General features: G+C 60.2%; 13 protein-coding genes and 1 pseudogene. 9 read left to right on the top strand and 5 right to left on the bottom strand.

What is annotated here, in order from left to right; all coding sequences use genetic code 11:
• Positions 1-130: 130 nt before the first annotated feature.
• A pseudogene (gene ttcA, locus BA177_RS16745) lies at positions 131-958 on the bottom strand (tRNA 2-thiocytidine(32) synthetase TtcA); the annotation flags it as partial.
• Between the two features lie 195 nt (positions 959-1,153).
• Here ttcA and BA177_RS16740 point away from each other — a divergent pair.
• Positions 1,154-2,467, top strand: a complete 1,314-nt coding sequence (locus tag BA177_RS16740; RefSeq protein WP_068618102.1) for an MFS transporter — start codon at positions 1,154-1,156, stop codon at positions 2,465-2,467.
• Between the two features lie 76 nt (positions 2,468-2,543).
• Positions 2,544-4,502 carry a CocE/NonD family hydrolase gene (locus tag BA177_RS16735; RefSeq protein WP_197493210.1) on the top strand — a complete coding sequence of 653 codons (1,959 nt, stop codon included), beginning with the start codon at positions 2,544-2,546 and terminating at the stop codon, positions 4,500-4,502.
• A gap of 9 nt (positions 4,503-4,511) precedes the next feature.
• Here the strand turns inward: BA177_RS16735 and BA177_RS16730 are convergent, their stop codons facing one another.
• Positions 4,512-6,119 (bottom strand): phytoene desaturase family protein, encoded by a 1,608-nt coding sequence (locus tag BA177_RS16730; protein ID WP_068618098.1) that lies wholly within the window; start codon positions 6,117-6,119, stop codon positions 4,512-4,514.
• A gap of 156 nt (positions 6,120-6,275) precedes the next feature.
• Here BA177_RS16730 and BA177_RS16725 point away from each other — a divergent pair, with 156 nt between their 5' ends.
• From BA177_RS16725 to BA177_RS16700, 6 genes are all read left to right on the top strand, one after another.
• A complete protein-coding gene (locus BA177_RS16725) occupies positions 6,276-7,358 on the top strand; it encodes an aromatic ring-hydroxylating oxygenase subunit alpha (RefSeq protein WP_068618096.1) in 1,083 nt (360 codons plus the stop codon).
• 73 nt (positions 7,359-7,431) lie between these two features.
• Entirely contained in the window at positions 7,432-8,955 is a 1,524-nt protein-coding gene (locus BA177_RS16720; protein ID WP_068618094.1) for an endonuclease/exonuclease/phosphatase family protein, read from the top strand.
• 99 nt (positions 8,956-9,054) lie between these two features.
• A complete protein-coding gene (locus tag BA177_RS16715) occupies positions 9,055-12,087 on the top strand; it encodes a WD40/YVTN/BNR-like repeat-containing protein (protein ID WP_068618092.1) in 3,033 nt (1,010 codons plus the stop codon).
• Positions 12,084-12,866 (top strand): glucosaminidase domain-containing protein, encoded by a 783-nt coding sequence (locus tag BA177_RS16710; protein ID WP_068618090.1) that lies wholly within the window; start codon positions 12,084-12,086, stop codon positions 12,864-12,866. The genes BA177_RS16715 and BA177_RS16710 overlap by 4 nt, the downstream gene beginning before the upstream one ends.
• Positions 12,823-13,977: a polysaccharide deacetylase family protein gene (locus BA177_RS16705; RefSeq protein ID WP_068618088.1), complete on the top strand. Its 1,155-nt coding sequence runs from the start codon at positions 12,823-12,825 to the stop codon at positions 13,975-13,977. Before BA177_RS16710 ends, BA177_RS16705 begins: the two co-directional genes overlap by 44 nt.
• Entirely contained in the window at positions 13,978-14,559 is a 582-nt protein-coding gene (locus BA177_RS16700; RefSeq protein WP_068618086.1) for a uracil-DNA glycosylase family protein, read from the top strand.
• A 20-nt stretch (positions 14,560-14,579) separates the two neighbouring features.
• Here the strand turns inward: BA177_RS16700 and BA177_RS16695 are convergent, their stop codons facing one another.
• From BA177_RS16695 to BA177_RS16685, 3 genes are all read right to left on the bottom strand, one after another.
• A complete protein-coding gene (locus BA177_RS16695) occupies positions 14,580-14,876 on the bottom strand; it encodes a MoaD/ThiS family protein (protein ID WP_068618084.1) in 297 nt (98 codons plus the stop codon).
• Entirely contained in the window at positions 14,873-16,060 is a 1,188-nt protein-coding gene (locus tag BA177_RS16690) for a WD40/YVTN/BNR-like repeat-containing protein (RefSeq protein WP_068618082.1), read from the bottom strand. Before BA177_RS16690 ends, BA177_RS16695 begins: the two co-directional genes overlap by 4 nt.
• A 202-nt stretch (positions 16,061-16,262) precedes the next feature.
• On the bottom strand, positions 16,263-17,354 hold the full coding sequence (locus tag BA177_RS16685; protein WP_068618080.1) for a ThiF family adenylyltransferase: 1,092 nt from the start codon (positions 17,352-17,354) through the stop codon (positions 16,263-16,265).
• A gap of 222 nt (positions 17,355-17,576) precedes the next feature.
• Between BA177_RS16685 and BA177_RS16680 the strand changes: the two genes are divergently transcribed.
• On the top strand, positions 17,577-18,029 hold the full coding sequence (locus BA177_RS16680; protein ID WP_231892464.1) for a GNAT family N-acetyltransferase: 453 nt from the start codon (positions 17,577-17,579) through the stop codon (positions 18,027-18,029).
• Positions 18,030-18,047: the final 18 nt, after the last annotated feature.

Here is an 18,047-nt window from a genome sequence, read left to right as displayed (position 1 = left end):
GGGATGCGCAAGCATCCCGGCCTTTTTTTTCGCTCGAAATTAAATAGAAACCCAGTTAGCCGTAGCGCACCCGGTGCATCCGCGGCTTGCGCGCGGCCGCGATTGGCAGGGTGCGCTAGCCGACAGCCCCTAGCTGCGGCGGGTCGAACGCAATGTCGAGTTCTGTCAGTTCATCGGCGCGGTCTATGGTCAGGCCGGCAAAGTCGTAGAGGTCCGTGTCGAGCATGTGGCTGCGGGTAACTCTTTGCATCGACTTGAAAATGCTGACCACCCGGTTCGGCGATTCACGTTCCCATTCCCGCAGCATTTTCTTGATCTGCACGCGCTCCAGATTTGGCTGCGAGCCGCACAACGTGCAGGGGATAATCGGGTATTGACGTTCTTTCGCGAAGCGCGCGATGTCGCGTTCCCGGCAGTACACCAGCGGCCGGATAACTATGTTTTTCTTGTCATCACTGATGAGCTTCGGCGGCATGGTTTTCAGGCGCGAGCCGTGAAACATGTTGAGGAACATTGTTTCCACGAGATCATCCATGTGATGGCCCAGGGCAATTTTGGTTGCGCCGATTTCCTGCGCGGTTCCGTACAGCGTGCCGCGCCGCAGGCGAGAGCAGAGTGAGCACATGGTCTTGCCCTCGGGAATGCGGTCTTTGACGATGCGATAGGTGTCTTTCTCGACGATGCGGTATTCGACGCCGAGCTTGTCGAGGTACTCCGGCAATACGTGCTCCGGAAACCCAGGCTGTTTCTGGTCGAGGTTCACGGCGACCAGAGAAAAGTTGACCGGCGCGCTGCGCTGCAGTCCGAGCAGCAGGTCCAGCATCGTGTAGGAATCCTTGCCGCCGGAGAGGCAGACCATGATCTTGTCGCCTTCGGCGATCATGCCGTAGTCGGCAATGGCCTCGCCCGCCTTGCGGCGCAGTCGTTTGTTCAGCCGGTTGAGTTGATCGGTTTTCATGAGCGTCAGATTCGCAGTTAATAAGGTCACCAGTGTAATCGAAACGGAGCCGCCTCCGTTCCATCGTTTCGAATGAGCCGTCTGTGCCCTATGGAATGGTCGGCTGGTGCACGATATGGATCCGAATCCCCATCGTCGACCACTTTCTGGCAGCATGCAGTGTCGGCTTAGAGCCGCATCGCTAACGGAGTATCCATGCAGGGACTCGAACGGGTAGACCGGGACAGCGGCATTCGCTGGCGCATCATGCTCCTGATCGTGGTTGCGAGTTTCATCGCCTACCTGCTGCGCAGCAACATGTCGATCATTGGTGAAGACCTGATCGCCGACCTCGGCCTTACCGAACAGCAGCTCGGACTGATTTTTTCTTCTTTCGCCGCCGGCTATGCCCTGTTCCAGATTCCCGGCGGTTTTCTGGGTGACCGCTTCGGTGCGCGCCGGGTGCTTGCCATCACTGCCTTTTGCTGGGGTACGCTGACGCTGCTGACGGGCATGGTGCCGGGGACGGCGAGCATGGCAACCGGTGTAGTGCTTGGCGCGCTCATCATCCTGCGCTTTCTGGTCGGCGTGACCCAGGCGCCGTTGTTCCCGGTTACCGGCTGCGGTGTCGTCTCCAACTGGTTTCCTGTCGGCGGTTGGGGTTTGCCCAATGGGCTGTCGAGTACCGGGCTCACGCTCGGCGCTGCGGCCACCGCGCCGCTGATGGTCTGGCTGATCGGGCTGTACGGCTGGCGCGGCGCCTTGTTCATTACTGCGCCGGTGGGGTTTGCCTTGGCCGGCGTCTGGTGGTGGTACGTGCGCGATTACCCGAAGGATCATAAGTCGGTGAATGCGCGTGAATTGCAGCTGATCGACGCCGGGCGGCCGCCGGTACCGACCGAGGCCGCGCAAAACGCCTGGCTTATCGCGTTACGTAATCCTGACGTCTTGCTGCTGACGATCAGCTATTTTTGCATGAACTACGTGTTCTACCTGTTCTTTAACTGGTTTTTTTACTACCTCGTACAGGTGCGTGAGTTCAGTGCGCAGGACGCCGGCATACTGACCTCGGCGCAATGGATTCTCGGCGCAATCGGCGCGACCCTCGGCGGTCTCGTCTGTGACCGGTTGAGCAAACGATGCGGATTACGCTGGGGGCCGCGCTGGCTGGCTATTCCCAGCCTGTTGCTGTGTGCAGCGTTGTTGTATTTCGGTGCCAACGCGACGACCGTGACAATGACCGTCACCTTGCTGTGCATCTGCTTTGGATGCACGCAGCTCACCGAAGCCGCGTACTGGGCCACGACCATCGCGGTCTCGGGCCGGCATTCGTGTTCGGCCGGCGGCGTACTTAACACCGGTGGCAATTGTGCGGGCTTTGCCGGCGGCTTGCTGGTGCCGTTTGTCGCTTACCACTTTGGCTGGACCATGGCGGTATCGACAGGCGCGCTATTTGCGTTCCTCGGTGCTGTGCTCTGGTGTTTTATTCGCGGTGATCGCACGACGGATGGCGATGATGCGCAGGCTTGATTTGGCGCTTTCAGCGATAGTCGTGCTGGTACTGGCAGCCTGTACCAAGTCGCCCTTGCAATCGCCGCAGCTTGCAATGATTCCAATGCCGGACGGCGTGCACCTGGCTGCCGACATTTATCTGCCCGCAAAGAGTGACGGGCCTTACCCGGTGTTGCTCGAGTACCTGCCGTACCGGCGTGTTGAATCGCGAGCGCGAAACCTGCAGCTCTACTCCTATTTCCTCGAGCGCGGTTACGCGGTGGCGCGCGTCGATATCCGCGGTACCGGGAACAGCGAAGGGCGGTTGATTCCGTACGAGTATTCGGCAGAGGAACTGGACGACGGCGAAGTCGTTATCGATTGGCTGGCAAAGCAAGACTTTGCCAATGGCAACGTGGCCATGTTCGGGATTTCCTGGGGTGGCTTCAATGCCATTCAGCTGGCAGGCCGGAACCCGCCCGCGCTCAAAGCATTCATCGCGGTGGACGCGACCGAAGACCTGTATCAGGAAGATGTGCACTACATCGACGGCATCTTGCACGTTGATTCCTGGCTGATGAGCCAGGAAGTGGACAATGCGCGGCCGGGCGCCCCTGAGTTCGAAATCGACCAAGCCTATTTCGAAAACCGCTTTGACACCGAGCCGTGGACCCTGAGCTATCTGCGCCACCAGCGCTACGACGCGTTCTGGAACCGCGAATCCATCCGGGATATTCACCGGAAGATCAGGATACCGAGTCTGCATATCGGCGGCTGGTATGACGGTTATCGTGACAGCCTGCCGCGCATGCTGGAGAGCCTGAACGCACCGGCGAAAGCGATCATCGGACCGTGGACACACGCGTTCCCGCATGATCCCTGGCCGAACCCGGGAATGGAATGGCGCGACGAGGCAGTGCAGTTTCTCGATCAATGGCTGCGAGGTGTCGACAACGGCTATCACGATGGTCCGGAGCTCGTGGCCTACCTGCGCGACTGGCACCCGCCGCAGACGGACCTCGAGTACATCAACGGGCGCTGGCAGAACATTGCTGTATGGCCACCCGCCAACCGCGACACGCTGACCTTGCGCGCGCAGGGCGATCACTCGCTTACGACCTCGACATCGACGGACGCGGCCGTCCATGCCTTGCAGTACCGCCCATCAAAAGGCATCGAAGCGGGCGGGCCGGTGATGTGGTGGGGCGATATTGCACCGGACCAGCGGCCGACGGATGCGCACAGCCTCGTCTACGACAGTGAACCGCTCAATGAGGCGGTTAAGATCCTCGGCTTGCCGCTGGCAGAGCTCAACGTCGCCGCCAGCGCAAGCCGTGCCAACTGGTTTGTGCGCCTGTCGGATGTGGCGCCGGACGGTCAGGTAACACTTATTACCGGCGCCGGCTTTAACGGGACGCACCGCGATTCAGCCAGCGAACCGCAGGACATCGTTGCCGGCGAGTTTTTTCCACTCGACATCGAATTGCACTTCACCTCCTGGGTGTTTGCAAAAGGACATCGAATTCGCATCTCTGTCAGCAACGCGCAATGGCCGATGTTCTGGCCCACGCCGGAACCGATGACGACCGAGCTGCGGGTCGGCGGCGACAGTGGCGCACGAATCACATTGCCGTTGCTGCCGGCGGACAGTGCGCCAGCCGCCGACTTCTTGCCGCCGGCTGACAACCCGGCACTGGACGGCTACGCCACGCTCGACAGCGGTAACGCCTCCGGTTATGGCGAAGTGTCGGCGATCAAGCGCGACCCGAAGACTAATGAAGCCGTGGTAACGCTTGAGAATGCATCGTCGTCACGTTTCCCGTGGGGCATCGAAACCTGGCGCGAGTCCATCGAGCATCGGACCTCCGACGAGCAACCGCAAAACACGTCTGTGCGCGGTCAGCACAGCATAGAAGTGCAACTTGCGGATCGCACCTTGTTGTGGGAAGGCGAGCTGCACCTGCGCAGTGATCGCAACAACCTGTACTACGATTTTCAGCGTCGTCTTAGCCAGGACGGCAAACAGATCCGGCAAAAGCGCTGGACGGAAACCATCCCACGCGATTACCAATAGATCCGTTGCTTAACCACGGTCGGCGAGTATGCGACGGGCGGCGTTGTAACCCGGTGCGCCGGTGACTCCGCCGCCGGGGTGGGTTCCGGCACCGCACAGATACAAACCGTCTATTGGCGTGCGGTATTGCGCGTAGCCCGGCACCGGACGCATGAACGAGAGCTGGTTGATACTGATGTCGCCGTGAAAAATATTGCCTTCGGTAATCCCAAACGCCTGTTCGAGATCGAGCGGCGTGTGTACCCGGCGGGCAATGACTGAATTGCTGAAGCCCGGTGCGTAGTTTTCGATGATGGCGGTAACCCGCTCACCGAGGGTTTCGCGTTGTGCACCCCAGTTGCTGTCCGCCAGCTTGTAGGGCAGGTATTGCACGAAGCAGGTCATGACATGCCGCCCGTCACTGCAAAGACTGTCATCCACGTTGGAGGCAAGCACACAGTCCACCCACAGGTGTGCAGGTAATCGTCCCATCAATGCATCGTGGTAGGAATCTTCGGCTTCCAGTAGCGACGGCGGCAATGTGAACAACGAGCGTTCCGTCGGCGAGTGTGATGCTGGCATGCCGGTTACTTGCGGTTCGGCATCCATGACGAAGTTAACCTTGCCGCACGGGCCGTTCATTTTGATGGCTTCGACAGCGCGCACAAAATCGTCTGGCAATGCCCCGCGGTCGCACAAGCCGAGAAACGTGCGTTTGGGGTCGGCATTCGAGACCACCAGTGTCGCGTCTATCGTCGTACCGTCAGTCAGTGTGACGCCGCACACCTGCGACTCTTTGCGATCAATGCTCTGGACTTCCGCATCGCAGCGAATCTTGACCCCACGGTCGCGACAGGATTGCGCCATGGCCTGGGTAATAGCGCCCATGCCGCCGATCACGTGGCCGGCGAAGCCCTGGCGTTCTTCTTCACCGCCGGACAGCAGATGAAACAGCAGGCCCATGGCGGTACCCGGTTGGTACGGGCCGCCGTGTTTGCCATACAAGCTGTTGGACAGGATGAGCCGCTTGATGGCATCAGACTCGAAGCGCTCGTCGAGCAGGTCACCCAATGACATGGTCATGAAACGGGTCAGGCCCGCGACCTCGCGACCGGCGATGCCCTTGAAGGGTTTTGCCATACGCCAGAGTTCGCCGATCCGGGCAAAGCCGCGGCGCTCCGGGTCCGGTGGCGGATTGAGGAAGAACGGTTGCAGGTACAGTGCGAGTCGGCGCAGCTCGTCGTCGAGCGCAAAGAATGCGTCGACGTCCGCCGGCGCAATTTCTTGCAGGTGCGCGGCCAGCTTGTTGCGATCTCCCCACCACGACACGACGCGGCCATCCGGGAGTGCGGCCTGGACACCGGGTTCGCAGGCAACCATCCGCAGGCCGTAGTCGGCAAGCCGCAAATCGCGGATCACTTCCGGTCGCAGCATGCTGGCGATATAGGACGCTGTAGAGACCCGGCAGCCCGGCGCTTTCTCGCTGTCGATTTCTTCTGTGACGGCACAACCACCAACGACCGGACGGCGTTCGAGAACCAGTGTCTGCAAGCCGGCAGCGGCGAGGTACGCGGCCGTGGTCAGGCCGTTGTGGCCAGCGCCTATTATGATCGCGTCGTATTCTTTGTTGGCGGGCATCGATGGCTTCCGATCGTGCAAAGGTGCCTAGCGTAGCGGCTAATGCCACGGGTTCGCGTATTTGCACCACGATATGGAATAGCGGCAGCGGGGCCGGCAAATGCTCTGTGATAATCTGCGCCCACGCGCATATTGCAGCACGGATTACGGCGGCCGATGGAACAGACATTGCATCGCGATACCTACCTGGAGCCCTCCTGGTTCAAACGGGAATGCCGCGATATTTTTACGGCCGAATGGTTTTGCGTCGGGCGCAGCGAAGAATGTCCGGCAGCCGGCGACTACCGCTCTCTGGCGCTTGCCGGCGAACAGCTGTTGATCGTCCGCGGCGAGGACTCCGTGCTGCGCGCCTTCTACAATGTTTGCCGGCACCGTGGTTGCCAGCTGATTGACTCGACCGATGCCAGTGTGAGCAGCGGGCATTTTCGAAAGCGCATTCGGTGCCCCTACCATTCCTGGAGCTACGGGCTGGATGGCAGCCTGCAGAACACGCCGCATATCGAGGTCGACAAGAGCGAGTTGCCTTTGTACGGGGTGCCGTTGCAGGAGTGGGGTGGCTTCATTTTTCTGCGCTTGTCCAGGGAAGCGGACAACGCCACGGGCGTCTTGCAGCAGCTTGGGCCGATCGTAAAGCGGGTCGCGCGCTACCCGTTGCACGAACTGCAATGCCGGTGGCGTTACGAGTACCGGGTTGCCGCCAACTGGAAAGTCATTCTTGAAAACTACAATGAGTGTTATCACTGCGCGGGCGTGCACCCCGAGCTGTGTACGGTGGTACCGGCCTTCCGCGAGAAGGGCGCAATCGGTCTGGACTGGGAAGCCGGTGTGCCGCAGCGAGCAGGAACCAACACTTTCACGATGACGGGCAAGACCACGCGACCGCCAATGCCCGGTCTGAACGAGGTAGAGAAGGTCCGGCATTTCGGCGAGCTCATCTACCCGAACCTGATGTTGAGCCTGGCGATGGATCATGCCGCGGCGTTCATGTTGTTCCCGCTGGGGCCGGAAGAAACCCTCATTGATTGCCGGCTGCTGTTCCACCCGAATGCCATCGAGGCCGACGATTTTGATCCGGGCGATTCGGCTGATTTCTGGCACCTCGTAAACCAGCAGGACTGGCACATTTGTGAACGCGTCCAACGTGGCATGCATGCGGCACCGTTCGAGCACGGCTATTACGCACCGATGGAAGATCTGAGTCTGGACATACGCAACTACGTTGCGACCCGAATGAAGTAACGGCTGGCCGCAGCGGCGACAGTGAATAGCGGACCCTGTCCTCAGTTAATTTCTGCACGCCGGAGACACGCGCATGCTCTTTGCCAGTCATCGTTACACTGTCGCTATGCGGGTCGTTGTCGCAACGGCAGCAGCACTGTTGGCACTGGCAGCGTGCGCAAGCAGGCAGGATGACCCTGCCGCGGCGTCACAGAATACTGCGCCTGATCGCGTCACCACGGCGCTGCGGATCATGTCTTTCAATATTGAACTTGGCGGCGACTACGTTAGTTTCGACAGCGTCATCCGGGCGATCGACGCTGCCCGCCCGGATATCGTTGCCGTCCAGGAACCGTACGGTGAGCTGAAAAAAATAGCCGAGCGACTCGGCTGGCACTACAACCTGCGCAACCACATCGTGTCCAGGTTTCCATTGCTGGACCCGCCCGAGGCTGACGGCATTTACCTGCTGGTGGAAACAGCCCCCGATCAGGTGGTGGCTGTTGCAAACGTGCACTTGCCATCGGACCCGTACGCTGAAGACTGGATACGGGACGGCCGATCGTTGGCCGACATACTGCAGCTGGAACGGCAGGTTCGCTTGCCGGACCTCGAGCGATACCTTGTTGTACTGCCGGCCCTGTTACGCGAGCGGATCCCCGTGTTCGTCGCCGGCGATTTCAACTCGCCGTCTGCGGCCGACTGGTCGCCTGCCGCGATCACGACATACCCGTTTCGTCGCTACCCGGTCAATTGGCCGGTAGCTGCAGCCATGGCAGCGGCGGGGTTTCGCGACAGCTACCGCGAAGCGTATCCCGATCCATTGCTGCACCCGGGCTTTACCTGGTGGGCAGCGCGACCGCCATTGTCCGGCTACGACCCGGAGGCAGAAGGCGCCTGGCAAAGTCGCATCGATTTCATCTGGCATGCCGGTCCGGCTGAACTGCAGAGCGTTCGTCTGGCTGGCGAGCCTGATGCTCAGGATGTCGCCATACCCATCGCTCCGTGGCCCAGTGATCACCGCGCGGTCATCGCGGATTATCAGGTTGTCGCGGCAACAGCGCCTGCCATAGTGACGACCGCGCAGCGAGTTTACCGCCGCGACCAACCGGTCGTCGTGCACCTGAGCGGTTTAGCCGCGAGCGCTTACCTGACCGTCCGTCGGCGCGGCAGTGCGGCAACGCAGCACTATGCCATCCGCCCTGAAAGCCGCGAGTTGTCTTTGCCGCCATTGGAGACTGATGGTGTCTACGACATTGTCTGCCTTGACGAGGCGGGCAAGCGGCTTGGCGGTTCGTCGCTGTGGGTCGTTAACAACCCACCGACGGTGATCATGAGCCAGGACCGCTACACGAGCGGCGAGCCGCTGACTGTCAGCTGGCACAATGCGCCGGGGCATCGCTATGACTGGCTGGGCGTGTACGCAGTCGAAGGTGATCGGCAAACGCTGGCCTGGCAGCATACCCGCGCCGGGATCAGCGGCACGGCGGAGCTGGTGGGTTCGTCACCCGACAGTGTGTGGCCGTTGCCACCTGGGCGCTACACAGTCCGGTTGTTGCTGGATGACAGCGATGTCGTGCTGGCAGAGACGCCGCCGTTCAGTATTGTCGCCCGCTGAACATTGATGGCGGCATGCTCGACGCACCGGGCGGCGGTGGACGCCGTGTCCCAAGGTGATAACCTCAAGGCATTCTGCGGCAATACAGATTGAGTAGCCATGAAGTTGCAACTGCCATTCGTCCTGTTAACGACGCTATTGCTGGTCACGGAGTTTGCCAGTGCCCAGGCATTCGACAGTTTTCAGTACCGCAATCTCGGACCTACGCGTGGCGGTCGGGTAACGGCGGTAGCCGGTACAGTGGCTGCGCCCGGTACGTTCTATCTTGGTGGTTCCGGTGCCGGTGTCTGGAAGACCGACGACTACGGTGAGACGTGGAAACCGGTCTCGGACGGCTACTTCGCATCGCCGTCGATAGGTGACATCGCGGTGGCTCAGAACGATGCCAATATCATCTACGTCGGCACCGGTTCGGATGGCCTGCGCAGCAACGTGATCGCGGGCAAGGGCATGTACAAGTCGACCGACGGCGGCGAGAGCTGGGTACACATCGGTCTCGACAATACCGCTCACATTGGCGCGGTGGAGATCGACCCGCGCAATCACAATACAGTCTGGGTGGCGGCTATCGGCCAGGCTTTCAATGCCAACGAAGATCGCGGCATTTACAAAACCACGGATGGCGGTAAGACCTGGAACAAAGTGCTCTTTCATTCGGCGACGACCGGTTTCGCTGACATCGAACTGCTGCCGGGCAACCCGGACATCGTCTTTGCCGCGGCGTGGAAAGCGCAACGCACGCCCTGGACCATTATCAGTGGTGGACCCGCTGATACGGGCGGTATCTGGAAGTCCGTCGATGGCGGGCAAAGCTGGAACAAGATCACCAAAGGTCTGCCCGAGGGACTGATCGGCAAAATCGATTTCGCGATCAGTGCCTCGGACTCCAGCATTGTCTACGCACTGGTTGAGGCGCCCGGTGACGAAGGCGGCCTGTACAAGTCCGTGGATCAGGGCGAATCGTTTGCACAGGTCTCGAGCGAGAGCGGCATACGCACGAGACCGTTTTATTACGGCAATCTGGACGTCGATCCGCAGGATGCGAACGTGCTGTACGCGATGGCGACGGCTTACCTGAAGTCCGTTGACGGCGGTGAAAGCTGGACCCGCCTGCAGCCGCCGCACGCTGACAACCACGATATGTGGATCGATCCCAACAATCCGCAGCTGTTCATACAGGGCAATGACGGTGGTGCGAATATCACCTGGAACGGCGGCAAGACCTGGTCCACGCAATTCAATCAGCCGACGGTTGAGGTCTACCAGGTGGAAGTCGACGACCAGTACCCGTACTGGCTGTACGGCGGCCAGCAGGACAATGGCACGACCATCGCCGTACCGAGTCAGGCGCCGGGGCCGGTGCAGAGCAAGCTGGGCTGGCTGGTGCACACCGGGGGCTGCGAAACGGGTCCTGCGGTGCCGAAGCCGGGCAACCACAACATCGTGTATGCGAATTGCAAAGGCCGTTTCGGTGTCTACGACAAGCGAACCGGTCAGGAGAAGGGCTACTACGTTGGTGCCGCCAATATGTACGGCCACAATCCGAAGGACCTGCGCTACCGCTTTCAACGCGTATCTCCCATTCATGTATCGCCGCACGATCCGGACGTGGTGTATCACGGCTCGCAATTCGTGCATCGCACGACGGACGATGGCGTTACCTGGGAGACGATCTCCCCGGACCTGACCGCCAACGAAGCGGACAAGCAGGTCATTTCCGGCAGTCCGATTACGCGTGACATTACCGGCGAAGAGTTCTACAGCACGCTGTATTCGCTGCGCGAGTCACCGTTGCAGGCGGGTGTGATCTGGACCGGCGCCAATGACGGACCGGTCTTTGTGAGCCGCGATAACGGCGAGAACTGGCAGAACGTTACGCCGCGCATGCCAAAAGGAGGGCGGGTCGATTCTGTCGAACCTTCGCCGCACGATGCCACGACGGCGTACGTTGCGGTGCTGCGTTATCAGTTGGGCGACTGGCAACCTTATATCTACAAGACCAATAATTTCGGGCAGCGCTGGACGTTGTTGACCGACGGCAAGAACGGTATTCCCGCGGATCATCCGGTCCGCGTGGTCCGCGAAGACCCGGTGCGCCCCGGTCTGTTGTATGCGGGCACTGAGTTCGGCATGTTCATTTCTCTGGACGACGGCGAAAGCTGGCAGCCATTCCAGCAGAACCTGCCGGTAACGCCGGTGACGGACATCAAGGTGCATCGCGGCGACCTGGTGCTGTCCACCATGGGCCGCGGTTTCTGGTTACTCGACAACGTAACGACCTTGCGGCAGGCAGACTTCGAGATGACTGACGATGCAGTCGTCCTGTTTCAGCCGAAAGACACTTACCGATACCGGCATTCCTACAGTGACGACTCCGGCGTTCCCGAGTACCCACGACCGGCAGTAGTGATCGACTATTACCTGCCAGCGGCGGACGATGATGTGCGCCTTGAAATTCTCGACATGAATGGTCAGGTCGTGAACTCGTATCGTGCTGCGGACGGAGAGGAAGCTGAGGAGGCCAGCGAGTCGCGTGACATGGCCAGTAATGAAATTGACTACGTGGTGGACGAGACCTTGTCGACGAGCAAGGGAATGAACCGCTTTCGCTGGGACATGACGTACCGTGGTGCCTGGCACAAAGACGTGAAACGCCGCTACCGCAACGGACCGATGGCAGCGCCGGGCCGTTACCGGTTGCGGCTCACCGTTGGTTCGGCAACTACCGAACACGCGTTTGAACTGCTGGCTGATCCGCGCGTGCTCGAGTTCGGTACAAGCCTGGCCAATATCCGTGAACAGGTCGCGCTGCAGCTGCAGATTCAGGCGCTGCTGGATGACGCGCGTCGCCTGGAAGCACGGCTCAGTGCAGAGTCAGACGCGCTGACGACCCGACGCGACAATGACGCGATCAGCGAAGCGGATGAGGCTCGCTTGCAGCGCGTGCAGATGGCACTTGCCTTGCTCAGGACCGAAGAGGGTATCTACATGCAGCCAAAGCTGGTTGATCAGGTTGCGTATTTGTACGGCATGCTGGATGACGCGGATCAGCAGCCAGGCACTGACGCCAGGGAACGTCACAGTCAGCTACTGAATGAGATGAGCGTCGTACGTTCGGCGCTTGCGGAATGAACACCGAACAAATTCAGATACGGCCACGCTACGCGTTCATATCGGCGCTCGCCGTTTTTATCGCCGGCGGTTTACTGTTGCTCCGCGTGGAGGTTCCGCACGTTGGTGAACAGTCATTGCCCGCGCTGCCGGTGGATGACATCGCTGCGCGCAAAGCGGCTTTTTTCGGGTTCTTGAAACCCATCGTTCGCCACCACAACAGTCGCATTCGCAATGATCGCGCTTGGCTGGTCGCGCTTGGTGACACAAGCTCATTGAGTTTTTTCGAGCGCCGCCGTTACGCCGCGCTGGCCGAGCGCCACGGCGTTGACCTGCAAGAATTGCCGGCGGACGAGGCCCGGCAACTGCTGCTACGCCGCGTTGATGTCATCCCGGAAGCACTGGTGCTGGTACAGGCGGCAAAGGAGTCCGGCTGGGGTCGTTCGCGCTTTGCTCGCAACGGCAATGCATTGTTCGGCGAATGGTGTTTCTCGCGCGGTTGCGGAATGGTGCCCTCCAACCGTGCGAGCGGTCGCAATCACGAGGTCCGGCGCTTCGAGAGTGTCCACGACGCGGTGGCGAGCTACATGGATAATCTGAACAGCCATCGCAGTTACCTGGAGTTGCGGGTAGCGCGCGAGGCTATGCGCAGAAACGGCGAAAAACTGTCAGCGCTACGCCTTGCCGAGCATTTGACCGAATATTCAGAGCGTCGCGAAGAATACGTGCGTGAAGTGAAGGCCATGATTCGGCAGAATGATCTGGAACCCGAGCAACCTGATACGACGACCGACCGTTGACGGTTGCGTCGTTGTGAATACGGAGCGCATCGTGTCCCCACTGAACATGGCCGCCTGCCTGTTCTTAAGCCTGGTGCTTTGCACAGGCATTGCATTGCCGCAAAGCGAGGACCAAGGTCTGGTCGATGATCACGTGGTCATTCTCCTGTACCACCACGTCGCGACCGCTACGCCCGCGAGTACCAGCGTTACTCCGGAATTGTTTGCCGCTCATCTGCGCTTTCTCCGCGACGAAGGCTACACTGTGTTGCCATTGGACGATGTGCTCTGGCGTTTGACCAAAGGCAAACCGTTCCCGAACAACAGTGTGGCGATAACCTTCGATGATGCTTACGTGTCGGTCTTCGAGGAAGCGTGGCCAATGCTGCGCAAGTACGATTATCCGTTCACGGTGTTTGTTAGTACCGACTACATTGATCGCGACTATTCCGCGTACATGGACTGGACACAGTTGCGGACCCTGGCGGACAGTGGCGCGCAGATTGCGAACCACGGTGTCGTCCATCGGTCGGCGCTCGCGTTACCGCGCGGCGGCTCCGCGGACGACAGGCGGGAGTACTTTTTGCTGGATGCCAAGCGGGCGGAAGAACGCATACGCGCCGAGGTAGGCGTTGCACCGCGCGTCTATGCCTGGCCTTACGGCGAATTCAATGACGAGCTCGAGCAGGGTCTCGCCGATCTGGGTTGGTACGGACTTGGGCAGCAATCGGGGGCGGCGGGGCAGCTCTCATCGCTGACGGCCGTACCGCGTTTTCCGATGTCGATGGCGCACGCGGGTATGGCGGCATTCGCGGAACGGATCAACTCGGAACCGCTGCCGGTCAAGGTGCGAAATCCGCCGCCGCGACTGAGAGAGAGTAGCGCGCCGCCGTCGCTGCAGTTGTTCCTGGACGATCCCCGTTTCAGTATCGAGCAACTGAGTTGTTTCAATAACAGCGGCGAGCGATTGTCCATGCAACGCCTCGGTCAGCACAGCGTGGAGGTGCGAGCCGCTGCGCCGTTGCCGCCGGGGCGCAGCAAGTACACCTGTACGGCGCCACACGTGTCGAAAAAAGGCGTGTACGGCTGGTACAGCCATTTGTGGATTCGGGGTGCTGAAGGTAGCGACTGAATGCCGGGTATCGGGACATTATTGAAAGAAGTCCGCGCGTGCACAATCTGCCAAGCGCATCTGCCGCACGGACCGCGTCCGGTGCTGCAGGCCGGCAAAGCGGCGCGCATACTGATCGCGGGGCAGGCACCGGGCAAGCGCGTGCACGAATCAGGGGTACCTTTCGACGATGCCAGCGGCGATCGCTTGCGCGAGTGGATGGGTATCGACCGCGATACGTTTTATGACGAGCGCAAGATTGCCATTTTGCCGATGGGCTTTTGCTTTCCCGGTACTGGCAAGTCCGGTGATTTGCCGCCGCGGCCCGAGTGCGCGCCAGCCTGGCGCAAGCCGTTGCTGCAGGCACTGAGTCATATTCGCCTGACGCTGGTTATTGGCCAGTACGCGCAGGCCTGGCATCTCGATAAAACGCAGAAGAACCTGACAGAAACAGTCAGGCACTGGCGCGACTATGCACCTGCTGTCATTCCGCTGCCGCACCCCAGTCCGCGCAACAACATCTGGCTCAAGAAAAACCCGTGGTTCCTGTCTGAGCTGCAGCCGCGACTGGCGCGTGAGGTGGTCAAAGCACTGCGACGCTAAGCGGCGCGGTGTCGCCCGCACTAGCCTCCGGAGATCGCGCCAACAATCATGAACGGCGTGTCGCCATTGGCAATCGCCGCTGGCAACGGTGCATCCGGTGAGTCGTGCGTGATGTCTTCCTGAACCGCAAAGAACCGCACGCGCGGGCGCCGCTCACGAGTGACGTGATCGCGAACGGTGCCGCACAGCATTGGAAACTTCGCTTCCAGCGCGTCCAGAATGCTGTTGGTGGTAACGGGGACGGCGACCTCCAGTAGCACCTCGCCGTCCACGTTGGCCAGGGTCCGCAGGTGCAGCGGCATGCTCACACGAATCATGGAATGGTTTGCACTTCGACAGACAGTACGGCTGGCAGGTCGCGTACGATCGGTGCCCAGCTGTCTCCGTCATCGGCAGAGGCATACACCTGACCGCCGGTGGTGCCGAAATAAACGCCGCACGGCGTGGCAGTGTCCACCGCCATCGCATCGCGCAGGACGTTCACGTAGCAATGCTCTTGCGGCAGGCCCTTTGTCAGTGCCTCCCAGTTCTCGCCGCCGGAACGGCTGCGGTACACGCGCAGTTTGCCCTCGGGCGGATAATGCAACGAGTCACTCTCGATGGGCACGACGTAAATCGTTTCCGGTTCGTGCGAATGCACAACGATGGGAAAGCCGAAGTCGCTGGGCAGGTTGCCACTGACCTCGCGCCAGGTATCGCCCGCGTCGTCACTGCGCATGACGTCCCAGTGCTTTTGCATGAAGAGCACGTTCGGGTTGTTGGGGTTTATCGCAACACGGTGCACGCAATGCCCGACTTCCGCCGTCGGATCCGGAATGTATTCGGAATGCAGGCCCTGATTGATCGCTTTCCAGGTCTTGCCGCCGTCGTCGGAACGGAAAGCGCCGGCGGCAGAGATCGCGCAGAAAATGCGTTGTTTGTTGGCCGGATCAAGCACGATCGTGTGCAGGCACATGCCGCCCGCACCGGGGCTCCAGCCGGCACCGGTGTCGTGACCACGCAGTCCGGCGAGTTCATGCCAGGTTTTGCCGGCGTTGGTTGTCTTAAACAAGGCGGCATCTTCAACGCCGGCATAGCAGGTATCAACATCGTCGAGCGCCGGTTCGAGGTGCCAGACACGGGCAAACTCCCATGGGTGCTGAGTGCCGTCGTACCATTGGTGGGTCGTCAACGGCTTGCCGGTTTCTTTGGACGTGTCATAAACAAATTTGTTGCTCTCGCCTTTTGGCATACCGTTGTCGTCGGTTTTTGCATCGCCGCTTTCGCTGCCGGGTTGGACCCAGGTCTTGCCGCCATCGTCCGAGCGCTGAATGATCTGACCGAACCAGCTCGACGATTGCGAGGCGAACAGTCGATTGGGATCAAGCGGTGACCCCTTCATGTGATAGATCTCCCAGCCGGCAAAATGAGGACCATCGACGGACCATTTTTTGCGTGCGGCATCGGAGGTGAGGATAAAAGCGCCTTTTCTCGTACCTACTAAAACCCGGATTGCAGTCACGATAGTTCCCCCTGTCTTTGCAACGTTACAGACGTTGTCGTTTGTCGACGGTCAGAATCGACATGGACGCCAGAAAATCAGCGCAATGTCGCACCCATACCTTGATCCGAAATGGCGCCGTGCGCTTACCGTCAGGCCGTCCCGGATACGTCGCGCGGCATCAAGCAGTCCGCCCAGGGCCACGATTCTGCAGTGCCGGCGACTAATTGCCCACGAATTTCGCGTACACACTGCGCGCCATGCTGGCGTCGTCAGTGCCTTTAACTATAGCGCGGCCATCGGCAAATACCGTCAGCTCGTACGCATTGTCATTAACCGCGACCCGTAGCATGAATTCATTGACCGTCACGGTGCCGTGCGCTGCCAGACGGCGGGCCATTTCCTCAAGATTCACCCGACCTTCGTTCTGCCGGTGGGTAAGCTGTACGGCATTGCGACCGCACAAGGACGTACTGCGCGAGCCGGCCTTGCCCGCAAGAAACTCAAACGACCGTTGCCGGCAGGCGGGACAGTTGCCGTTGTCGCGCGCTTTGTCGACCTTCAGCTGGGTGATCGTGTTGCTCCAGATGTCGATGTTCAACATGGTCCGCGAGACGGCAGCAAAGTTGCCGGTCAGGACTTTGATGGCTTCGGCGCTCTGGAAATTGGCGATCACCGAGACGATGGGCCCGAGCACGCCGATCGTGTCGCAGGTAGGGCTCGTGCCGGGTGCCGGCGCTTCTTCAAACAGGCAGCGAAAACAGGGGCTCGCGAGGTTACCCGCCGTTGCCTGCTCCCAGGCGCTGTTGCCGTTCGCCGTGTGCGGCAGCACGGCCAGGCTCATGCCCGTGGTGCCAACGGCACCGCCGTACATATAGGGTATGCCGTGTTTGACCGCGCAGTCGTTGGCGAGGTAACGGGTTTCAAAGTTATCGAGACCATCGACAATGATGTCGGCGCCGGTGGCAAAACGCTCGATGTTCGTGTGATTGATGTCGTCAACGATGGCCGTGACTTTGACCTGCGAATTTATCTTCGCGAGCTTGCGCCGTGCGGCTGCGGCTTTTGGCAGTGCGTCGGCTACATCCTGCTCGTCGAACAACACCTGGCGTTGCAGGTTGGTGAGTTCGATGAAATCCCGGTCCACGATGACCAGGTGACCGACGCCGGCGCGTGCCAGCATGTCTGCGGACACGGTGCCTAGTGCGCCGCAACCCAGAATCAGGGCGGTCGAACCTGACAGGCGGCGCTGACCGCTGTCGCCGATGCCGGGTAACAGCATTTGCCGGTGATAGCGGGCGAGTTCTTCTGTCATCAGGGCTTCCGGTAGGCGGAGATCAGTTGTATCGGGTCACCATAAGTCGTTGCAGAGTGACCGGATTCGACGCGCAGCCGACATTCTACTGGATTGCTTGGTATTGCTCAGTCCTGATGTGGCCGCGGGTCAGGCTGACAGCGGTACAATCGGTGGCACAATGCCGCTGCCCGGGCGCGTATCTGCCGGACCACAGCCCACTCGAACAGGAAATGACCGCGAATGACCAACAAAGCCGGAAAGGCACACTTGCAGGTGCGAATAGCAGAGACTGATGCCGAAATCATGGCGTGTCTGGATTGCTTGAAATACCTGCGTCCGCACCTTGAGGCAGAAACGTTCGTCGAGACCGTTCGCGAGATGGAAGGGAATGGCTTCAACCTCGCCTATATCGAAGAGAACCGGAAAGTGGTTGCTGTCGCGGGCTACCGTTTCATGCATACCTTGTTCGCTGGCGATACGATCTACGTCGATGATCTGGTCACTGATCCGTCGCTGCGCTCACGCGGGTACGGGCAGGCACTGGTTGCGTGGTTAAGAGAGTTCGCCATCGACGAGGGTTGCCAGATGTTGCACCTGGACTCCGGCGTACAGCGGGATCGCGCGCACCAGTTTTATTTTGCCTCTGGTTTCCACATCAATTGTTTTCATTTTGCGATGGAGTTCGATGACTAGAACGAGCCGCCGCAACAC

It is taken from the genome of Woeseia oceani, from assembly GCF_001677435.1.
In the GTDB taxonomy this organism is placed as follows: Bacteria; Pseudomonadota; Gammaproteobacteria; order Steroidobacterales; family Woeseiaceae; genus Woeseia; species Woeseia oceani.
This window is presented reverse-complemented; position numbering and strand designations above follow the sequence as displayed.